The following is a 17,235-nucleotide window of genomic DNA, read 5'->3' as shown; positions in this document are numbered from 1 at the left end:
GTATGAACGTGTGTAGAAGGGGATAAAGATTCCGTTTGATTGTTTTTATAAATTAATTTTTTAGAGTTTCAATAATTTTATGAATTGTATTTTCATTGTTTACTCCTAATCCTTCTTGTTGATAAATAAGTTCTCCGTTTTTATTAAATACACTTATAATATTTGAGTGTGAAAAATCCATAGGAGAAATTTTTTTATACTTAACAGCAAGTACGTTAGCAAATTCTTGAACGGTATTTGGATTACCTTGCAAAAAAGTCCAATGTGGTGCATTCATTAGGTTTTCTTTGGCAAATTTTTTCAATCTTTCAGGGGTATCGTTTTCAGGATCTATACTGACTAAAACAAAATTTAATTGTGTTAGTTTGTTTTTAGGTATTTTTGATTCTATATCGCGCATATCCGCTACTAATCTAGGACAAGCGGCTTTGCAGCTTGTATAAATCATAACCATTACACTTACCTTTCCCTTTAAGTTTTCAAGGTAAATGGTTTTGTTATCTTGGGTTTTCCATTGGCTGGTTAGGTTAAAAATAGATTCTTCTGATATAGTGTTATTTTCTGTTTTTGGATCTATTTTTTTACATCCCAATAATGAAAGAAAACTAAGTATAAATACTAATTTTTTCATGTATATAAAATTTATTTATCATAGGTTAGATGGAGTATTTCATGTTTCTAAATTTTATCTTTTTATAGAATCTTTTACGCATCTAAATCCAAGGTTTTGTATGGCATAATTAGCTTTTATACTACCTCTAAAAGCGTATCGCATAAAGGCGGCATAATTCATTAGGTCCGATGCGTTTAATGAGCCGCTGCCACAAAATAGGTTTTTGTCAGTAGTAACATCATTTCTAGATTCTCCCGTTAAAAGGATGGAGCTAAAGTCAGAAGTCCATTCCCATACTAATCCGTGTAAATCGTATACACCATAGTAATTTTTGAATGTTTTTCCTACTTCGTGATCATACGCTTGTGGTTTTTCGTACCAATCTAAAATGAATTGATTATATGATTTTTGTTTTCGTGCATCGGGGAGTTTATCATTTGCCATAGCCACATATTCCCATTCGTCTACTGTGGCTAGACGTTTGCCTTGACATTCGCAATAGGCATTTGCCGCATACCAAGAAACATTTGTAACAGGGTAATTTAATTTATCTTTATTCTCAATTTCAGTATTAGATTTCCAATTTTTAAGATAGTTTTCATCAGCAAAAATTTTTTTGATTTTTGATCTTTGCCACCTGTTATTGGTTTTTACAAAAGCTAAAAAGTTTTGATGGGTTACAGGATATACATCCATATAAAAACTAGAAATATCAACTTTTTTATTGTTTTTTCCATAAAGAGGGATATAAGCCCCTCCTTTTATGTATACCATCTGAGTTTCTACTCCGAAAGACTTGTCTTTAAGAGTAGAAATAGATGGTTGGTTTATATTTCGATTCGTTTCTACGTCTGTTTTTTCTTGACAAGAAATAAAAATAAGTATGATTATAAGGAAATATAAACGTTTCATAGAATTAATAATTAAAAAATTTGGATATTATTTTTTAGCTCTAACAGCTGCAACCATGGCAGGTGTAACTTCTTTTTTACTATTACCCCATTGGCTATATACGTAAGTAAGAACATTTGCTACTTCTTCATCTGTAAGTGTTTGAGCGGTCATAACACTATTAAATTTTTTACCATTTACAGTTATTTCACCTGTTTTACCTTTTAATATAATTTCAATAGCTCTATTAATATCAGCATTTAAGAAATCAGATTTGGCAAGAGGAGGGAAGGCATTAGGTAATCCTTCGCCACTAGCTTGATGGCATGCAAAACAGGTTTTTCCATAAACTGATTTACCGTCAGCAATACGTTCAGTAAGTGTAACTGCTTTAGCAGGTTTAACGACTCTTTCATTAGGCATAGACTGAATTGTTCCTCCTTCAGGAAGATATACCTGATCTGATTGAGTTCCAGAATATACTTTTTTATTATCCTCTCCAGTAACGTTAATCATTCCTAAACTACCTTTATTAAAGGTTCTAAAGATCGAGTGGTCTACTAGAATTAGAGTACCAGGAACTTCTACTTTAAAATCTACAATAGCAGCGCCACCAGCAGGTACTAGAGTGGTTTGTACATCATGATTAATTGTTTTTCCTCCTTCTATGTGAACATTATCAAATATTTCGCCTATAACATGGAAAGAAGAAACTAAGTTAGGACCACCATTGCCTACAAACAAACGAATTCTTTCTCCGACTTTTGCGGTTAAGGCATTATCACCTACTAACGAACCTGTTTTACCATTAAAAACAACATAATCAGGTTCTTCTTTAATGGCTTTTGCCATATCAAAAGGTTGTAATCCTTTTTCACCGTTGGCTCCTTTTGTATAGAAATCACCTTGCATTACGTAGTATTCTTTATCAACTGGCGGTAACCCTCCTTCTGGTTCAACAAGTATTAAACCGTACATACCATTTGCAATGTGCATACCTACTGGAGCAGTAGCGCAATGGTATACATAAAGACCTTGATTGAGTACTTTAAACGAAAAGGTAACTTCATGACCAGGAGCTACAAACGAAGACTTTGCACCACCACCAGGACCTGTAACAGCGTGTAAATCTATATTATGAGGAAGTTTATTGTTAGGGTGATTTTTTAAATGAAATTCAACTTCATCGCCAATTCTTGTTCTAATAAAGCTTCCTGGTACAGAACCACCATAGGTCCAATATACATATTTTACACCATCCGCCATTTCACCTTCTTTTTCAATAATTTCCATATTGACAATAAGTTTTTTGGCAGATCGATCGCCTACAGGTTTGGGAACAAAAGGAGGAGCTGTTAATTCTGCCTGAATTGGATCGCCTTCTACTTCGATTGAAGCGGGATCAATAGATGAGGAATTAGATGTTTTCTTACAGCCAATAAGCAATAAGCTGGCTAAAGAGGCCGAGAATATTAAATGCTTAATCATAATGTAAATTTTAAATATTATTGTATTTGTATTAGGGTTAATTTTGAATCTTAAAGTTTGAATAGAATAGGTTGGGGTTAATTTTTATGGATAAAAAACCCCAATTATTACCATTGTTTTTATTACCACCTTTTATAATTTCCATAGAGGTTGTGGCAAACATTTGAGAGAATCCACCGTCTAGGGTTATATTTTCAAATAGTTTATAAGAAGCTGTAAAATCAATTTCAGTACCTAAATAATTATCTTTTTTTTCTCCTAATTGATAAATATTTGCACTTGATAAAAAGTAATGAGGTGAAAGACGTGCAGAAAATTTATCTTTTTCGTATTGTAAATTCAGATAAAAATCAGTTAAACCTACAGTATTAATGTGATTTCCTACATAAAAATAATCCATATATCCATTAAACTTATGATTTGTTCCATACAACGGATTAAACGATTTAATGTCGCTACTAGTATCATCTTGATCTTTTCCTGATATATATTCAAAACCAAGACCTGCTAGGAATGACGGAACAAATTTGTAATTTATGTTTGTAGTAAAGTAATTAGCCATTACACGATTTGTATTTATTTTTCCTGTTTGAAGATAAGTAGCTCCATCAATATTCCAATTTCCTTTCTTGAATACGAATCTAGGTCCGAATGTTTGACTATAATCTATTTTTTCTTCTCCATTTATCAAATAAGGCATACCATTGTTTAAGATTAATAAGCTTAAATTTAAATTCTTAAAAGTTCCATTATACCAAGCATATTGGAGCGATTTATATTGAGAAGGAAGATAAATTTCTTTAAAATTAGTTTCTTTATTTGCATTGTATGCAAGACCTATATGTATGATTTGTTTACTAGAAGGAGTAATCTTAAATAGAAAAGCATCATGACTTTTAGCCTGCATTGTCCAGTCTATACTTCCTAAAATTCTATGATCGTCATACGCTATTTCTTGTCGTCCTATTTTAAAAGACAATTTGTCATTTAATTTTACTTCTCCATAAGCTTCATGGAAATTTATACCTGTATCATTTTTTGAATTAGTTAATACATCCCCCCAAGTTCTCACGTTTTGAGGCGAAGCGACTAATTTTAAATGATTATGGCTATAATCAAAAGAAATACGAGTTCTTTGAGAAGTAAAAGTGGCCGCTTTTTCATTAAAGGGTTTTAGTGTGCTATAACCATTTCTATTTTCTAGTCGTGCTCTTAAATCAGCATTTACATTAAGTTGTTGAGAAAAAACCACAGATGAGAATAATCCCGCAATTGTTAAATACACAGGTTTCATAACTATTAAAATTTATTTGTTAGTAACTGTTGTTTTAGTTTGTTTTTCAGCTGTTATATTTTTTAGCCAATGAAGGCCTCATCGTTCGTTTTACCGTGTTTAATAAAATCGTATATGTATAAAGAAATTCCTATAGTGAATAATGTGGCACATAGTAGCAGTACTACAAAATGAATAGCTATTTCATTTTGAACGGTCATAAACTCCATTTTAAACTTTCTTTCAAGGTATACTTGAGCGACTCCAGCTACCCCAAAAGCGGTGGTCATACCTAACATACCAATATTTGATAACCAAAAGGCCATACGTCCTGTAACTGAATCGTATCTTTTTCTTCCTGTAAGATTAGGTATTGCATAACTAATAATTGCTAATACAATCATGGCGTATGCTCCCCAAAATGCTAGATGTCCGTGCATTGCGGTAACTAGAGTTCCGTGTGTATATACATTGGTTTGAGGAAGGGTATGAGCAAAACCCAGTAGACCTGCACCTATAAAAGATACAATTGCGGACCCTAATGTCCAGTACAGAGCTAATTTATTAGGATGCTTTTTTTCTCCTTTTCTATACATATTCACCGCAAATAAAGCCATACCTAAAAAAGCTAAAGGTTCTAGAGCAGAGAAAATGCCTCCTATGATTAACCAAATTTTGTTTACACCTATGTAGTAATAATGATGACCTGTTCCAAGAATACCTGATAAGAATGTTAATCCCACAATTACATATAACCATTTTTCAATAACTTCACGGTCAACACCTGTTAATTTGATTAATAAGAATGATAAAATACCTCCCATGATTAATTCCCAAACGCCTTCTACCCATAAATGAACTACCCACCAACGGAAAAAAGAATCCATTACCTGACTATCAAACCAAATCATACCAGGTAAGTATAACAAAGCCGCAAATACTAAGCCCATTGATAGAACCAATGCAGTTGTTGTTTTTCTTTCTGCTTTAAATAGGGTTGTAATTATTAATCCTAGGAATAAAAGCACATTTATGACTACTAAATAATCTAATTCTCTTGGGATTTCTAAAAATTTTCTACCTTCCCAATGATTAAAGTGATAGCCTATTACAGCTACTACCCCCACAACAGCCAGTGATATTAATTGAACATAAGCTAATTTTACATTTACTAATTCTTGTTGTGCTTCTTCGGGAATAATGTAGTAAGCAGCTCCCATAAAACCTGTTAATAACCAAACTACAAGTAAATTAGTGTGTACAGCTCTGGCAGTATTAAAAGGGATGATATCATGTAACCCATCTAGTCCAATTCGGGCAAAGCCCATAATAAAACCATAGATTATTTGAAGTGCTAATAATAGCATACATAAGGCAAAAAACCAATAGGCTACTTTTTGTGATTTATATTTCATATCAATTACTTTTTATTAATTATTTACTTTTGATAATGGTGAAACGACTCTGTCAAATCCATTTAAATCAATACCACCAATCCATTTTAAGTAGGCTACCATAGCATCGGCATCTTCAGAACTCATTTTATAGGCTACCATTTTTCTTCCGTTAGGAGCCCAAGGTATAGGTGACATTAAAACAGCTTTAATATAATTTTCACCTCGTCTATCAATAACTTTGGTTAACTCAGGAGCATAATAAGCACCCTCTCCCAAAATCGTATGACACCCCATGCAATTATTAGATTCCCAAATTTCTTTGCCACGGATTACCTGTGCGTTAATCTTAGTGTAGTTTGTTTGATCGTTGTTTGAGGAAAATGAATAGATTGTTAATCCAATAAAAATTAGAAACGTTACTAATGTACCTCCCAAAAAAAACATTCTTGCCTGCGATTTTGATAGCATAATTATTCTTTTTTTAATTATTATTAATGAGATGTTTTTGTCTTATTTGAATAACAAATTTCATTAACATTACCTTAACTATATATGATATTTGTCATACAAGGTCTTTTTAATCAAGGTTTTTTACTATATGATCTGAGTCATAAAAAGAAAAAGAATTAAGAAGTAATTTCGAGAGGTTAATTATAAAATGGACAAAAATGGATGTAATAAAAAATAAACTAATAGGCGAATATGTTGCAGAAGATTATAGAACGGCTCAAATTTTTTCAAAATATGGAATCGATTTTTGTTGTAAAGGAAATAGAACCATTAATGAAGTATGTGAGATAATAGGAATTAAGGAAGAGATTTTATTAGATGAATTAAATTCCTTTGATAAAGATTTAAATGATGATTTAAATAGTTTTAAAACGATGCCATTGGATAGACTTATTGAACATATAGAATCAAGACATCATACCTATGTCGAAGAAAAACTACCTATCATAATACAATTTCTAAATAAAATTTGTGATGTTCACGGGACGAAGCACCCAGAACTTTTTGAAATAAGAGCACTTTTTGTAGCCAGTTCAAATGATTTAACCCAGCACATGAAAAAAGAGGAATTAATTCTTTTTCCTTTTATAAAAAAAATGGTAGAAGTAGTCACTGATAATACGGAAATTTCTCTACCTAGTTTTATAACCGTTAATAATCCTATTCAAATGATGAAGCATGAACATGAGAATGAAGGAGATAGATTTAGTAAAATTAGTAAGCTCACTAACCAATATACACCCCCTCAAGGAGTTTGTAACACATACAAAGTTACTTATGCAATGCTGAAGGAATTTGAAGAAGATTTGCACAAACACATTCATCTTGAAAACAATATTCTTTTTCCTTCTGCTATACAATTAGAAACAAAATTAGTTTATTAAAAAATTGCTATATCCTATTAAAAATATTGATAGGAGAGTGTATATGTTAGATTTTTTGAGAAGAAAAAAGAATCTTAAGATTCTTTTTTCTTCTCAAGTCATTTTATAAATTTAACCAAAGAGACCAAAATTAAATAAGAACCACTTTTCATCTTAAAATTTTATGATTATATTATTACTCAAATGGTCATAATTAATTAATTTTGGCAGAAAAAACACTTTGAACTCTATATTATACAAAATACTTATTGTAGTTACTTTCTTAAGTATTCAAATTACAACTGCTCAAATTACTAGTCCAATAGAAGCTTTACCTGTAGAAACAGGCAAACAAATTATAATTGAAGGCGCCGACTTTTTGGACAAATCAGAAACAGAAGTACCTGGAGCGATTGTTTTTACAGGGAATGTTCGTATTTTACACCAAGGCATACGTATGTCTTGTAATAAAGCATATCATTTTACTAAACAAAATTATGTAAAAGCATTTGGAAATGTAAACTTAGTTCAAGGTGATACGCTTACTATGTCTAGTCGTTACGCCGAATATAATGGAAATACCAAATTTGCTTTTGCAACAGGAAATGTGGTAATGACGGATCCTAAAATGACTGTAACTACCGATACTATTAATTTTGATCGTAAAAGCCAACAAGCTTACTATAATACCTATGGAACCATTCGAGATGCTGAAAATACGCTTACTAGTAAATCAGGACGTTATCATTTAAACCAAAAGAAATTTGAGTTTAAAACGGCTGTTACAGTAAATAATCCTACTCATACAATTCGCACAAATCATCTTGATTATTATACTAATTCAGGACACGCGTATGTTTTTGGCCCCTCAACCATAGCGTCCGCCAATAATACAATTTACACAACTAAGGGTTTTTATGATACAAAAAAGGATGAAGGAAAACTACAAAAGGGTTCTAAAATCAAGTATAGAGATCGGATAATAGAAGGAGAAGATTTGTATTACGATCGAAAAAATGATTTTGCACGCGCTCGTAATAATGTTAAGGTAACGGATACAATTAATAAAACAATAATAAAAGGACATTATGCAGAAGTATATAAGAAAAAAGATTCTATGTACATCACTAAAAAAGCATTAGTATCAGGACTTTTTGAGAAAGATTCAGTCTGGTTTCATGCAAAACGTATTGTAATTACAGGAAAAACAAAAAAAAGGATCATAAGAGGATATAATAATGCTCGTTTTTTTAAAAAAGATATGAGTGGTAAATGTGATTCTATTCATTTTAATGAAAAAAAAGGACTTACCCAAATGATTGGAAAACCAGTATTTTGGAATGAAAAAAGACAGCTTACAGGCGATTTAATACATATTATTTCAGATACAATTGCTAAAAAAGTAGATTCCTTAAAAGTATTTAATAATGCTTTTATCATTTCAAAAGATACCATTGGAGATGGATTTAATCAAGTAAAAGGAGTTAATTTATACGGTAAATTTATAAATAATAAATTAAAAGAAGTAGACCTGATTAAAAACACAGAAGTTATTTACTACATGCGTAATGATAAACAAGAACTAATCGGTATAAATAAAAATGTAAGTAGTAAAATAAATATGTTAATGGGAGAGGGAAATGCTATAGATAGCGTTACATTTTTTACCAAACCAGATGGGCAAATTTATCCAGAAGACGAACTTCCCGAAAATGATAGAAAACTAAAAGGTTTTCTTTGGCGAGAAAACGAACAAATTTTAAAACTAGAAGATATTTTTCCAAAAGAAGAAATAGAACTAGATACTAAAGCCAAAGCAGAAGTTAAGAAAAAAGAACAAGAACCCAATGTACCACTAAGTCCTACTAAAGAAACATTGGAATTTCATAAAACCAATAAAATTAAAACAAACAAAGAAAAAAATAAATCAAATTATAAAAAATAATCCAAAATTATTTTAATCCAAGATGATGTGTTAGATTTTTGATGAAGATAAAAAGATACAAAAAAAGATCAGAGATATAGTTTTTCTAGATTGACGATAAAAAAGAATATTTTTTTAGATTCAAAATTATTTTTATCAGTAATAAATTTCCAATACATAATCTGAGTTAAAAAACAAATTATTCTTTTTTATTTTTATTTTAGAATATTTAGATAATAATCCATGTTAAAAGATTTTTATAAATACCAAGCACAAACCTCTCCTCATCCACTAGGAATGGAAGTATCTCACGCCATAGGTTCTTATATATACGATACAAAAGGGAAGAAATATTTAGATTTTGTGGCTGGAGTTTCAGCTTGTACCCTAGGACATCAGCATCCACGCGTCAAACAAGCCATCATAGACCAAATGGATAAGTATGCTCATGTAATGGTTTATGGCGAATACGCACAAGATCCCGCAGTCCAATTTTGTACGTTACTAGCTCAAAATATGCCTACTCAGTTAAACAAAACCTATTTAGTAAATTCAGGTACCGAAGCAACAGAAGGGGCTTTAAAATTAGCTCGAAGAGTAACAGGACGTAGTCAATTAATTTCTTGTTATAATGCGTATCATGGAAATACTATGGGATCAATGAGTGTTATGGGATTTGAAGAACGAAAACAAGCCTTTCGTCCATTAATTCCAGATGTAGACTTCATTACGTTCAATAATGAGGAAGATTTACAAAAAATTACAACACGTACAGCAGGTATTATTTTAGAAACAATTCAAGGAGGAGCTGGATTCATTCAGCCTCAAAATGATTTTCTAAAAAAAGTACGCCAGCGTTGTGATGAGGTGGGAGCTTTAATGATTTTAGATGAAATTCAGCCTGGTTTCGGACGTACAGGAAAACTATTTGGTTTTATGAACTATGATGTTATTCCTGATATTGTTGTGATGGGTAAAGGAATGGGAGGAGGAATGCCAGTTGGTGCTTTTACGGCCAACGAAAAACACATGGATTTATTGAGTCAAAATCCAAAATTAGGGCATATAACCACTTTTGGAGGGCATCCTGTAATAGCAGCAGCTAGTTTAGCTACCTTAAAAGAATTAATTGAAACAGATTTAATGTTTCAATGTTTGGAAAAAGAACAATTATTTCGTAAATTGTTGATCCATCCACTAATAAAAGAGATTCGTGGTCAAGGACTAATGCTGGCTATTATGACAGATAGTCCAGAAATTACAAATCAAGTTATTTTTAAATGCCAAGAAAAAGGATTAATCCTTTTCTGGTTACTATTTGAAGGAAATGCTATACGTATAACACCACCTCTGACCTTATCAAATGAAGAAATAGAGGAAGGATGTGGCATTATTATTGATGCTATGAATGAAATAGAGGCTGATTAATAATCAAAAATTGAACGAAAACAATAATCAAAAACGTCTTTATTTTGTTCATTAAATTGTTCAAAAAAAATCGTTTTTTAACCCATTATAAACGCCAACTTTACTATTTTTAGTAAGGATAATAAAAACTTAGGAGTATGGATTTGAGTCACAATGAAGAAGATTATAGTTTATCCTTATCAAAATTTGAATCAATGTTAAAAACCAATAAGGTCTTATTTTTTGATTCAGAAGAATTTGAGGATATCATCCTCCATTATATGGATATTGGCAAACCTAGTCTAGCCAAAAAAGCTCTAAAATTAGGGCTAGAGCAACATCCCAAATCCTTTGGATTGAAGTTGGTTCAGGTAGAAATGCTGTTATTTGAAGACAAAATCGAACAAGCCGAAAAGCTGCTGAATGATTTATACGCTATAGAACCCACCAATGAAGAAATTTTTATACAAAAAGCAAACATTTGTTCTAAACGAGACGATCATAAACAAGCCGTTGAGTTTCTAAAAACAGCCTTACAATACACAGATGACTATGCTGATGTTCATAACCTTTTAGGGATGGAATATTTATTCATGGATGAACTAGAACTCGCCAAAACACATTTTATAGCTTGTTTAGAAGAAGAACCCGAAGAACAATCCGGACTCTATAACGTCATCTATTGTTTTGAATTTTTAGAACAATACCAAGAAGCCATTTCCTTTTTACAAAACTATATAGACACAAATCCTTATAGTGAAATTGCATGGCACCAACTAGGTAGATTAAACTTTACTATAAAACAGTACCAAGAAGCCTACATAGCATTTGATTATGCAACCCTTATTGACGATCAATTCATGGGAGCCTATATGGAAAAAGCCAAAGCACTTGAACGTTTAGAACGCTATGAAGAAGCCATCTGGAACTATCAAGAAACCATTCGATTAGAAGATCCAACCTCTTACGCCTTATTACGAATAGGCAAATGTTTTGAAAAAATGGGCAATGATTCAGAAGCTTTAAATTATTATAACAAAACAGTACATGAAGATCCTTTATTAGATAAAGGATGGATAGCCATAACGGATTTTTATATGCGCCAAGAAAACTTTCAAAAGGCTCTTTATTATGTAAACAAAGCCCTTGGTATAGATGCAGAAAACCCTTTATACTGGAAACGGTATGCCTCTATAAATAAAGAGTTAGCACTATTTGAAGAAGCAGAAGAAGGATATCGAAAAGCTATAGAATTAGGAGATACAGAATTAGAAACCATTCTATTTTGGGCGGATACACAATTATTTATTGGGGAATATGAAGCTTCTGTAGAAACCTTAATAAAAGCAAATGTCTTGTTTTTAGATCATTATCAAATAGAATACCGTTTAGCTGGGTTGTATTATTCTTTAGATAACCCTACCAAAGGATTATATCACTTAACAAATGCTTTACATCATAATTTTAAAATGAAGAGTATTCTACAGGAACTATTTCCTGCCGTATTTGATATGAAAGCTATTCAAAAAATTATAAATAAATTCAATGAGTTACAATAAATACATTATTTTATGAAAAAATTAGGATTACTAGGTAAAAATATTTCTTATTCTTTTTCTAAAAATTATTTTACAAATAAATTTCAAAATGAATCTTTAACCCTTATTTTTTCGTATGATAATTATGATATTCAAAAAATTGGTGAATTTAAAGAAATAATTATCAATGAGCCTAATTTAATAGGTTTAAATGTAACAATACCCTATAAGGAAAAAATCATACCTTATTTAGATGAACTTTCAGAAACAGCAAAAGATATTGAAGCGGTAAATACGATTAAAATTACTTCAGATAAAAAACTGATTGGGCATAATACTGATTTTTATGGTTTTCAAGAATCAATTACCCCTCTACTCTGTAATCATCATAAAAAAGCCTTACTATTAGGTACGGGAGGTGCTTCAAAAGCTATTGCTTACGCTTTAAAAAACTTAGGAATTGATTTCTTATTTGTTTCAAGACAACAATTTAATAATACGATCACTTATGATCAATTAAATGCTTCTACACTGGCAGAATATACTATAATAATTAATTGTACCCCATTAGGAACGTATCCTAATATTCAAGACTGCCCTACAATTCCCTATGAGTTCATAACTTCTAATCATCTCGTATACGACTTGATTTATAATCCGGAAAAAACTTCTTTTCTCACAAAAGCTGAGGAAAAAGGAGCTATCATTAAAAATGGTTATGAGATGTTAGTATTACAAGCAGAGAAAGCTTGGGAAATTTGGAATGCATAAAAAACAGATTATAAATACTATAAAAATTTGTTTATAAACTAGTAGTATATATCTTCTCAAACTCCTTATTATTTAGAATTAAAAAAGTACATTTGCCCTCCTTAAATATAAAATTATGAGCGCAACTTGGTACGAATGTAAAGTAAAATTTAGAAAAGTAGACGAAAATGGCATCCAAAAAGTCACAACAGAACCTTATTTAGTCGATGCTCTATCCTATACCGAAGCTGAATCTAGAATTACACAAGAAATGATGTCTTATCTGACTGAGGAGTTTAAAATAACGAATATTAAAGTGGCCAATTATGCTGAAATTCATCCATTTGAAAATACAGATAGATGGTTTCGTTCAAAAGTTTCTTTAATAGCCTATGATGAAGAAAGCGGAAAAGAAAGAAAAACTAATTTATACTTATTAGTACAAGCAAATGATGTACGTGAAGCTTATGATAATACACAAATAGCTATGAAAAATACAATGGGGGATTATACCATTCCTGCCATTTCAGAGTCTCCTATTCTGGATGTATTCCCTTATTTTAGTGGTGATGAAAATGATCTAGAAGCAGTAGAACGATTTAATAAACTCAAAGCTTCTAAACCTGATGTTGAAACACATTCAGAAATAATAGATCACATGGAATTTGATAATGAAATTATATCTGAATATCAAGAATAACCTTCTATTATAAAAAATATTGATTATTTCTTTTAATTTTATGTTTTTTTTTTCAAACAGGCTGATATAAAAATATAGAGTACAAAACTTGTGTCATTTAACTTCGTTAGAATCGCTTCGCTCTAATCGATCAAAGAACAAAGATAACCTAAGGACTTCATTCGAATAAGCGAAGCAAATGACATCGTATTTTGGACAAATCTTTTTGTATGCTGTAATACAAATAAGAATCGTGTATGTTTGGTGTTTTTTTTGATTAAACAAGCATCACATTATGCTTATTTTATTTTATAAATTCTACTTTTTGATCTTCTGCATTTACACTATCAAAAAAGCCTTGTGAACGCATCCATTCATCATTATATACTTTACTCATATAACGAGATCCGTGATCGGGTAATATAGCTACTACTACACTCTCTTCATTAAATTCAGCTTCTTCATCATACAACCTAATAGCTTCTAAAACGGCTCCTGAAGTATAACCTGCAAAAATTCCTTCTGTTTTGGCTAATTTCCGAGACATGTGAGCGCTTTCTTCATCTGTAACTTTAATAAAGCGGTCTATAATATCAAAATCGGTAGCGGTGGGAATCAGATTTTTTCCTAATCCTTCTATTTGGTAAGGATAAATTTCATCTGAATCAAACTCTTTGGTTTCATGGTATTTTTTTAGCACTGAACCGTAGGCATCGACTCCTAAAATTTTGATATTAGGATTTTGTTCTTTTAAAAATTTTGCTGTCCCTGATAATGTTCCTCCTGTTCCTGAACAAGCAATAATATGCGTTACCTGACCGCCTGTTTGTTCCCAAATTTCAGGACCTGTAGTTTTATAATGGGCTTCAACATTTAATTCATTAAAATATTGATTGATATAAATAGATCCTTTGGTTTCTTCATGCAAACGTTTTGCTACATTATAATAAGAACGTTCATCATCTGCAGAAACGTGGGCTGGACAAACATACACTTTTGCCCCCATACTCTTGAGCATATCTATTTTATCAGGTGAAGATTTTGAACTCACAGCCAAAACACAATTATACCCTTTGATAATACTCACCATGGCAAGACTAAAACCTGTATTACCAGAAGTTGTTTCTACTATTGTATCACCTGGTTTTAAAATCCCTCTGCGCTCAGCCTCTTCAATGATGTATAAAGCAATTCTATCTTTTGTAGAATGTCCTGGATTAAAAGCTTCTACTTTAGCATAAAAATTTCCTTTAAAGGAATCCGTTATCTTATTTAATTTAATTAAAGGCGTGTTTCCTATTAATTCTAAAATAGAGCTATAAGCCTTAATTTCTGTCTTCATACAGTTTATTAATTTTTTTCTGGATAATGAACTACAAAGCTATTAATTTTTTATCGTTTGATTCCTTCTAGTTGAAACAAAAACGAAAATTCTTTTGCTATTTCTTTTAAAGCTTCAAATCTACCAGAAGCTCCACCATGTCCTGTATCCATATTCGTGTCTAAAAATAATAAATTTTTGTCAGTTTTAGATGCTCTTAACTTAGCAACCCATTTAGCGGGTTCCCAATATTGAACTTGTGAATCATGTAAACCTGTTGTTACTAACATATTGGGATACTCTTTTGACTCTACATTATCGTAAGGTGAATAGGATTTCATATAGTCATAATATTCTTTATCCTTTGGATTACCCCATTCATCATATTCTCCTGTGGTTAATGGAATCGAATCGTCTAACATGGTTGTTACTACATCTACAAACGGTACGGCGGAAATAATTCCGTTATACAACTCAGGATTCATATTAATGACTGCTCCCATTAACAAACCGCCTGCTGAGCCTCCTTCGGCATATAAATGTTGAGCTGAAGTATATTTATTTTCGATTAAAAATTTAGAACAATCTATAAAATCGGTAAAAGTATTCTTCTTTTTTAGTAATTTCCCATCTTCATACCAAGGACGACCTAAATCTTCTCCTCCACGAATATGGGCAATTGCATAAATAAACCCACGGTCTAAAAGGCTCAAACGGGTGGTTGAAAAAGTACAATCCATAGAATAACCATACGAACCGTAAGCATATTGCAACAAAGGTCTTTGTGCATTAAGTTCAATTCCTTTTTTGTATACTAATGAAATAGGTACTTTTACACCATCACGAGCTGTTGCCCATACTCGTTTTTCTTCGTAATTCTCTTTATCAAACGTACCTCCTAAAACTTCTTGTTCTTTTTTGATTTCTTTTTCTTGTGTCCGCATATTGAAATCTATAATTGAAGAAGGTGTTTTTAGTGACTGATATCCATAACGAAGAATTTCTGTATCAAAATCAACATTAGTGGATGTGTAAGCTGTATAGGTTTGACTTTCAAAAGGAAGATAATACGCTTCTGCTCCGCTCCACGGTATGATTCGTAATTGGGTTAAACCATTCGAACGCTCTTCAACTACCAAATAATCTTTAAAAATTTCAATATCTTCTAATAAAACATCTTCACGGTGCGGTAAAACATCTACCCAATTTTCTTTAGAAGTAGTTGTTTCAGAAGTTTTCATTAGCTTAAAATTAGTGGCATTATCTTTATTCGTTAATATATAAAAGTTGTTGCCAAAATGTGAAATTGTGTATTCCAAACCACGGGTTCGTTTTTGGAAAATCAAGAAAGATTCATCTGGTGTATCAGCATTCAAATACTGATATTCAGTGGTCATGGTACTTTGAGAACCAATTACTAAATATTTTTTTGATTTTTCTTTGTAAATATATACACTGAAAGTTTCATCTTTTTCTTCAAAAACTAATACATCTTCCGAAACATTTGTTCCTATTTTATGTTTATACACTTTATTTGAACGAAGTGTTACAGGATCTTTAGTGGTGTAAAAGATCGTTTGATTATCATTGGCCCAAATTGACCCTCCTGTACAATTTTCTATTTTATCAGTAAGAATTTCACCCGTTTCTAAGTTTTTAATTTGAATCGTATATATACGACGACTTACCGTATCTGTACCAAAAGTAGCAAACTTGTTATTAGGACTTACACTTACTCCTCCTAACTGAAAGTAGGCAAAGTTTTTTGCCATTTCATTACAGTTAAACAAAATTTCTTCTGGCGCCTCTAAACTTTCTTTTTTACGAGAATAAATAGGATAATCTCCCCCCTTTTCAAAACGTGTAATATACCAATATCCATTATATAGATAAGGTACTGATGATTCATCTTCTTTTATACGCGCTTTCATTTCTTGAAATAATTTGTTTTGAAAATCCTTTGTGTGCGCAGTCATTTGCTCATAATATGCGTTTTCTGCATTCAAATAATCAATTACGTCTTGATTTTCTCGATCATTTAACCAATAATAATTATCTATACGCACATCATTATGTATTTCTAATTTTTGTGGTATAATCTTAGCCACAGGAGGTATAAGGATATCTGACATTTTATTATTTTTTGAATTGCAAATTTACACTTTCATAAATGAAATTAGTAAGTTTGCGGCTAAATTAAAACTAAAAAAATTATGTTTGGAGATATTATGGGCATGATGGGCAAATTAAAAGAAACCCAACAAAAAATTGAAGATACTAAAAAACGTCTAGATACTGTTTTAGTAGATCAAAAAAGTAATGATGGATTATTGCATGTAACCTTAAGTGCTAACCGTCAAATAAGAAGTATTACCATAGATGATAGTTTATTAAAAGACAAAGATCAATTAGAAGACTATCTGGTATTAATATTAAACAAAGCTATTGAAAAAGCAACAGCTGTAAACGAAGCTGAATTAGGTGCGGTTGCTAAAGATGGAATGCCTAACATCCCTGGGATGGATGGATTGTTTAAATAAATTTAAATATTAATAGATGCTTTTTAAAAACGATTCCTTTA

15 protein-coding genes are annotated in these 17,235 nt (G+C 31.3%); 7 read left to right on the top strand and 8 right to left on the bottom strand.

Translation table 11 applies throughout. The features are described 5' to 3' along the window. Positions 1–52 precede the first annotated feature (52 nt). From B0A78_RS09950 to B0A78_RS09925, 6 genes are all read right to left on the bottom strand, one after another. Complete coding sequence (locus tag B0A78_RS09950; protein WP_077225324.1) at positions 53–631, bottom strand: SCO family protein; 579 nt, start codon at positions 629–631, stop codon at positions 53–55. 54 nt (positions 632–685) lie between these two features. Beyond that, positions 686–1,525 (bottom strand): formylglycine-generating enzyme family protein, encoded by an 840-nt coding sequence (locus B0A78_RS09945; protein WP_014164440.1) that lies wholly within the window; start codon positions 1,523–1,525, stop codon positions 686–688. A gap of 27 nt (positions 1,526–1,552) precedes the next feature. Beyond that, positions 1,553–2,992: a copper-containing nitrite reductase gene (gene nirK, locus B0A78_RS09940; protein WP_097609642.1), complete on the bottom strand. Its 1,440-nt coding sequence runs from the start codon at positions 2,990–2,992 to the stop codon at positions 1,553–1,555. Positions 2,993–3,029: 37 nt separating this feature from the next. Continuing rightward, positions 3,030–4,286 carry an alginate export family protein gene (locus B0A78_RS09935; RefSeq protein ID WP_097609641.1) on the bottom strand — a complete coding sequence of 419 codons (1,257 nt, stop codon included), beginning with the start codon at positions 4,284–4,286 and terminating at the stop codon, positions 3,030–3,032. Between the two features lie 62 nt (positions 4,287–4,348). Further along, positions 4,349–5,680, bottom strand: a complete 1,332-nt coding sequence (locus tag B0A78_RS09930; RefSeq protein ID WP_014164443.1) for a cbb3-type cytochrome c oxidase subunit I — start codon at positions 5,678–5,680, stop codon at positions 4,349–4,351. 15 nt (positions 5,681–5,695) lie between these two features. Further along, positions 5,696–6,130, bottom strand: a complete 435-nt coding sequence (locus B0A78_RS09925) for a c-type cytochrome (protein WP_041253154.1) — start codon at positions 6,128–6,130, stop codon at positions 5,696–5,698. A gap of 200 nt (positions 6,131–6,330) precedes the next feature. Between B0A78_RS09925 and ric the strand changes: the two genes are divergently transcribed. The 6 genes from ric to B0A78_RS09895 all read left to right on the top strand — a co-directional run bounded on the left by ric (position 6,331) and on the right by B0A78_RS09895 (position 13,354). Further along, on the top strand, positions 6,331–7,056 hold the full coding sequence (gene ric / locus B0A78_RS09920; RefSeq protein WP_173668582.1) for an iron-sulfur cluster repair di-iron protein: 726 nt from the start codon (positions 6,331–6,333) through the stop codon (positions 7,054–7,056). A 220-nt stretch (positions 7,057–7,276) separates the two neighbouring features. Then, positions 7,277–8,980: an OstA-like protein gene (locus B0A78_RS09915; protein ID WP_097609640.1), complete on the top strand. Its 1,704-nt coding sequence runs from the start codon at positions 7,277–7,279 to the stop codon at positions 8,978–8,980. A 222-nt stretch (positions 8,981–9,202) separates the two neighbouring features. Then, positions 9,203–10,387 (top strand): aspartate aminotransferase family protein, encoded by a 1,185-nt coding sequence (locus tag B0A78_RS09910; RefSeq protein WP_014164447.1) that lies wholly within the window; start codon positions 9,203–9,205, stop codon positions 10,385–10,387. 137 nt (positions 10,388–10,524) lie between these two features. Next, positions 10,525–11,925 (top strand): tetratricopeptide repeat protein, encoded by a 1,401-nt coding sequence (locus B0A78_RS09905; RefSeq protein WP_065213696.1) that lies wholly within the window; start codon positions 10,525–10,527, stop codon positions 11,923–11,925. 12 nt (positions 11,926–11,937) lie between these two features. Continuing rightward, entirely contained in the window at positions 11,938–12,675 is a 738-nt protein-coding gene (locus B0A78_RS09900) for a shikimate dehydrogenase family protein (protein ID WP_014164330.1), read from the top strand. 115 nt (positions 12,676–12,790) lie between these two features. Continuing rightward, on the top strand, positions 12,791–13,354 hold the full coding sequence (locus B0A78_RS09895) for a DUF4494 domain-containing protein (RefSeq protein WP_065213697.1): 564 nt from the start codon (positions 12,791–12,793) through the stop codon (positions 13,352–13,354). Between the two features lie 283 nt (positions 13,355–13,637). Here B0A78_RS09895 and B0A78_RS09890 read toward each other — a convergent pair whose 3' ends face one another. Further along, positions 13,638–14,675, bottom strand: a complete 1,038-nt coding sequence (locus B0A78_RS09890; RefSeq protein WP_014164328.1) for a PLP-dependent cysteine synthase family protein — start codon at positions 14,673–14,675, stop codon at positions 13,638–13,640. Between the two features lie 50 nt (positions 14,676–14,725). Further along, positions 14,726–16,786 (bottom strand): S9 family peptidase, encoded by a 2,061-nt coding sequence (locus B0A78_RS09885; protein ID WP_065213698.1) that lies wholly within the window; start codon positions 16,784–16,786, stop codon positions 14,726–14,728. Between the two features lie 81 nt (positions 16,787–16,867). Here B0A78_RS09885 and B0A78_RS09880 point away from each other — a divergent pair, with 81 nt between their 5' ends. Further along, on the top strand, positions 16,868–17,194 hold the full coding sequence (locus B0A78_RS09880; protein WP_065213699.1) for a YbaB/EbfC family nucleoid-associated protein: 327 nt from the start codon (positions 16,868–16,870) through the stop codon (positions 17,192–17,194). The last annotated feature ends 41 nt before the right edge of the window (positions 17,195–17,235 follow it).

It is taken from the genome of Flavobacterium columnare NBRC 100251 = ATCC 23463 (assembly GCF_002530675.1).
Classification (GTDB): Bacteria; Bacteroidota; Bacteroidia; order Flavobacteriales; family Flavobacteriaceae; genus Flavobacterium; species Flavobacterium columnare.
This window is presented reverse-complemented; position numbering and strand designations above follow the sequence as displayed.

Bases quoted from the DNA above. Each gene is read 5' to 3' on its own strand.
- B0A78_RS09950 (WP_077225324.1), bottom strand. From the start codon at position 631: ATGAAAAAATTAGTATTTATACTTAGTTTTCTTTCATTATTGGGATGT.
- B0A78_RS09945 (WP_014164440.1), bottom strand. From the start codon at position 1,525: ATGAAACGTTTATATTTCCTTATAATCATACTTATTTTTATTTCTTGT.
- nirK (WP_097609642.1), bottom strand. From the start codon at position 2,992: ATGATTAAGCATTTAATATTCTCGGCCTCTTTAGCCAGCTTATTGCTT.
- B0A78_RS09935 (WP_097609641.1), bottom strand. From the start codon at position 4,286: ATGAAACCTGTGTATTTAACAATTGCGGGATTATTCTCATCTGTGGTT.
- B0A78_RS09930 (WP_014164443.1), bottom strand. From the start codon at position 5,680: ATGAAATATAAATCACAAAAAGTAGCCTATTGGTTTTTTGCCTTATGT.
- B0A78_RS09925 (WP_041253154.1), bottom strand. From the start codon at position 6,130: ATGCTATCAAAATCGCAGGCAAGAATGTTTTTTTTGGGAGGTACATTA.
- ric (WP_173668582.1), top strand. From the start codon at position 6,331: ATGGATGTAATAAAAAATAAACTAATAGGCGAATATGTTGCAGAAGAT.
- B0A78_RS09910 (WP_014164447.1), top strand. From the start codon at position 9,203: ATGTTAAAAGATTTTTATAAATACCAAGCACAAACCTCTCCTCATCCA.
- B0A78_RS09905 (WP_065213696.1), top strand. From the start codon at position 10,525: ATGGATTTGAGTCACAATGAAGAAGATTATAGTTTATCCTTATCAAAA.
- B0A78_RS09900 (WP_014164330.1), top strand. From the start codon at position 11,938: ATGAAAAAATTAGGATTACTAGGTAAAAATATTTCTTATTCTTTTTCT.
- B0A78_RS09895 (WP_065213697.1), top strand. From the start codon at position 12,791: ATGAGCGCAACTTGGTACGAATGTAAAGTAAAATTTAGAAAAGTAGAC.
- B0A78_RS09890 (WP_014164328.1), bottom strand. From the start codon at position 14,675: ATGAAGACAGAAATTAAGGCTTATAGCTCTATTTTAGAATTAATAGGA.
- B0A78_RS09885 (WP_065213698.1), bottom strand. From the start codon at position 16,786: ATGTCAGATATCCTTATACCTCCTGTGGCTAAGATTATACCACAAAAA.
- B0A78_RS09880 (WP_065213699.1), top strand. From the start codon at position 16,868: ATGTTTGGAGATATTATGGGCATGATGGGCAAATTAAAAGAAACCCAA.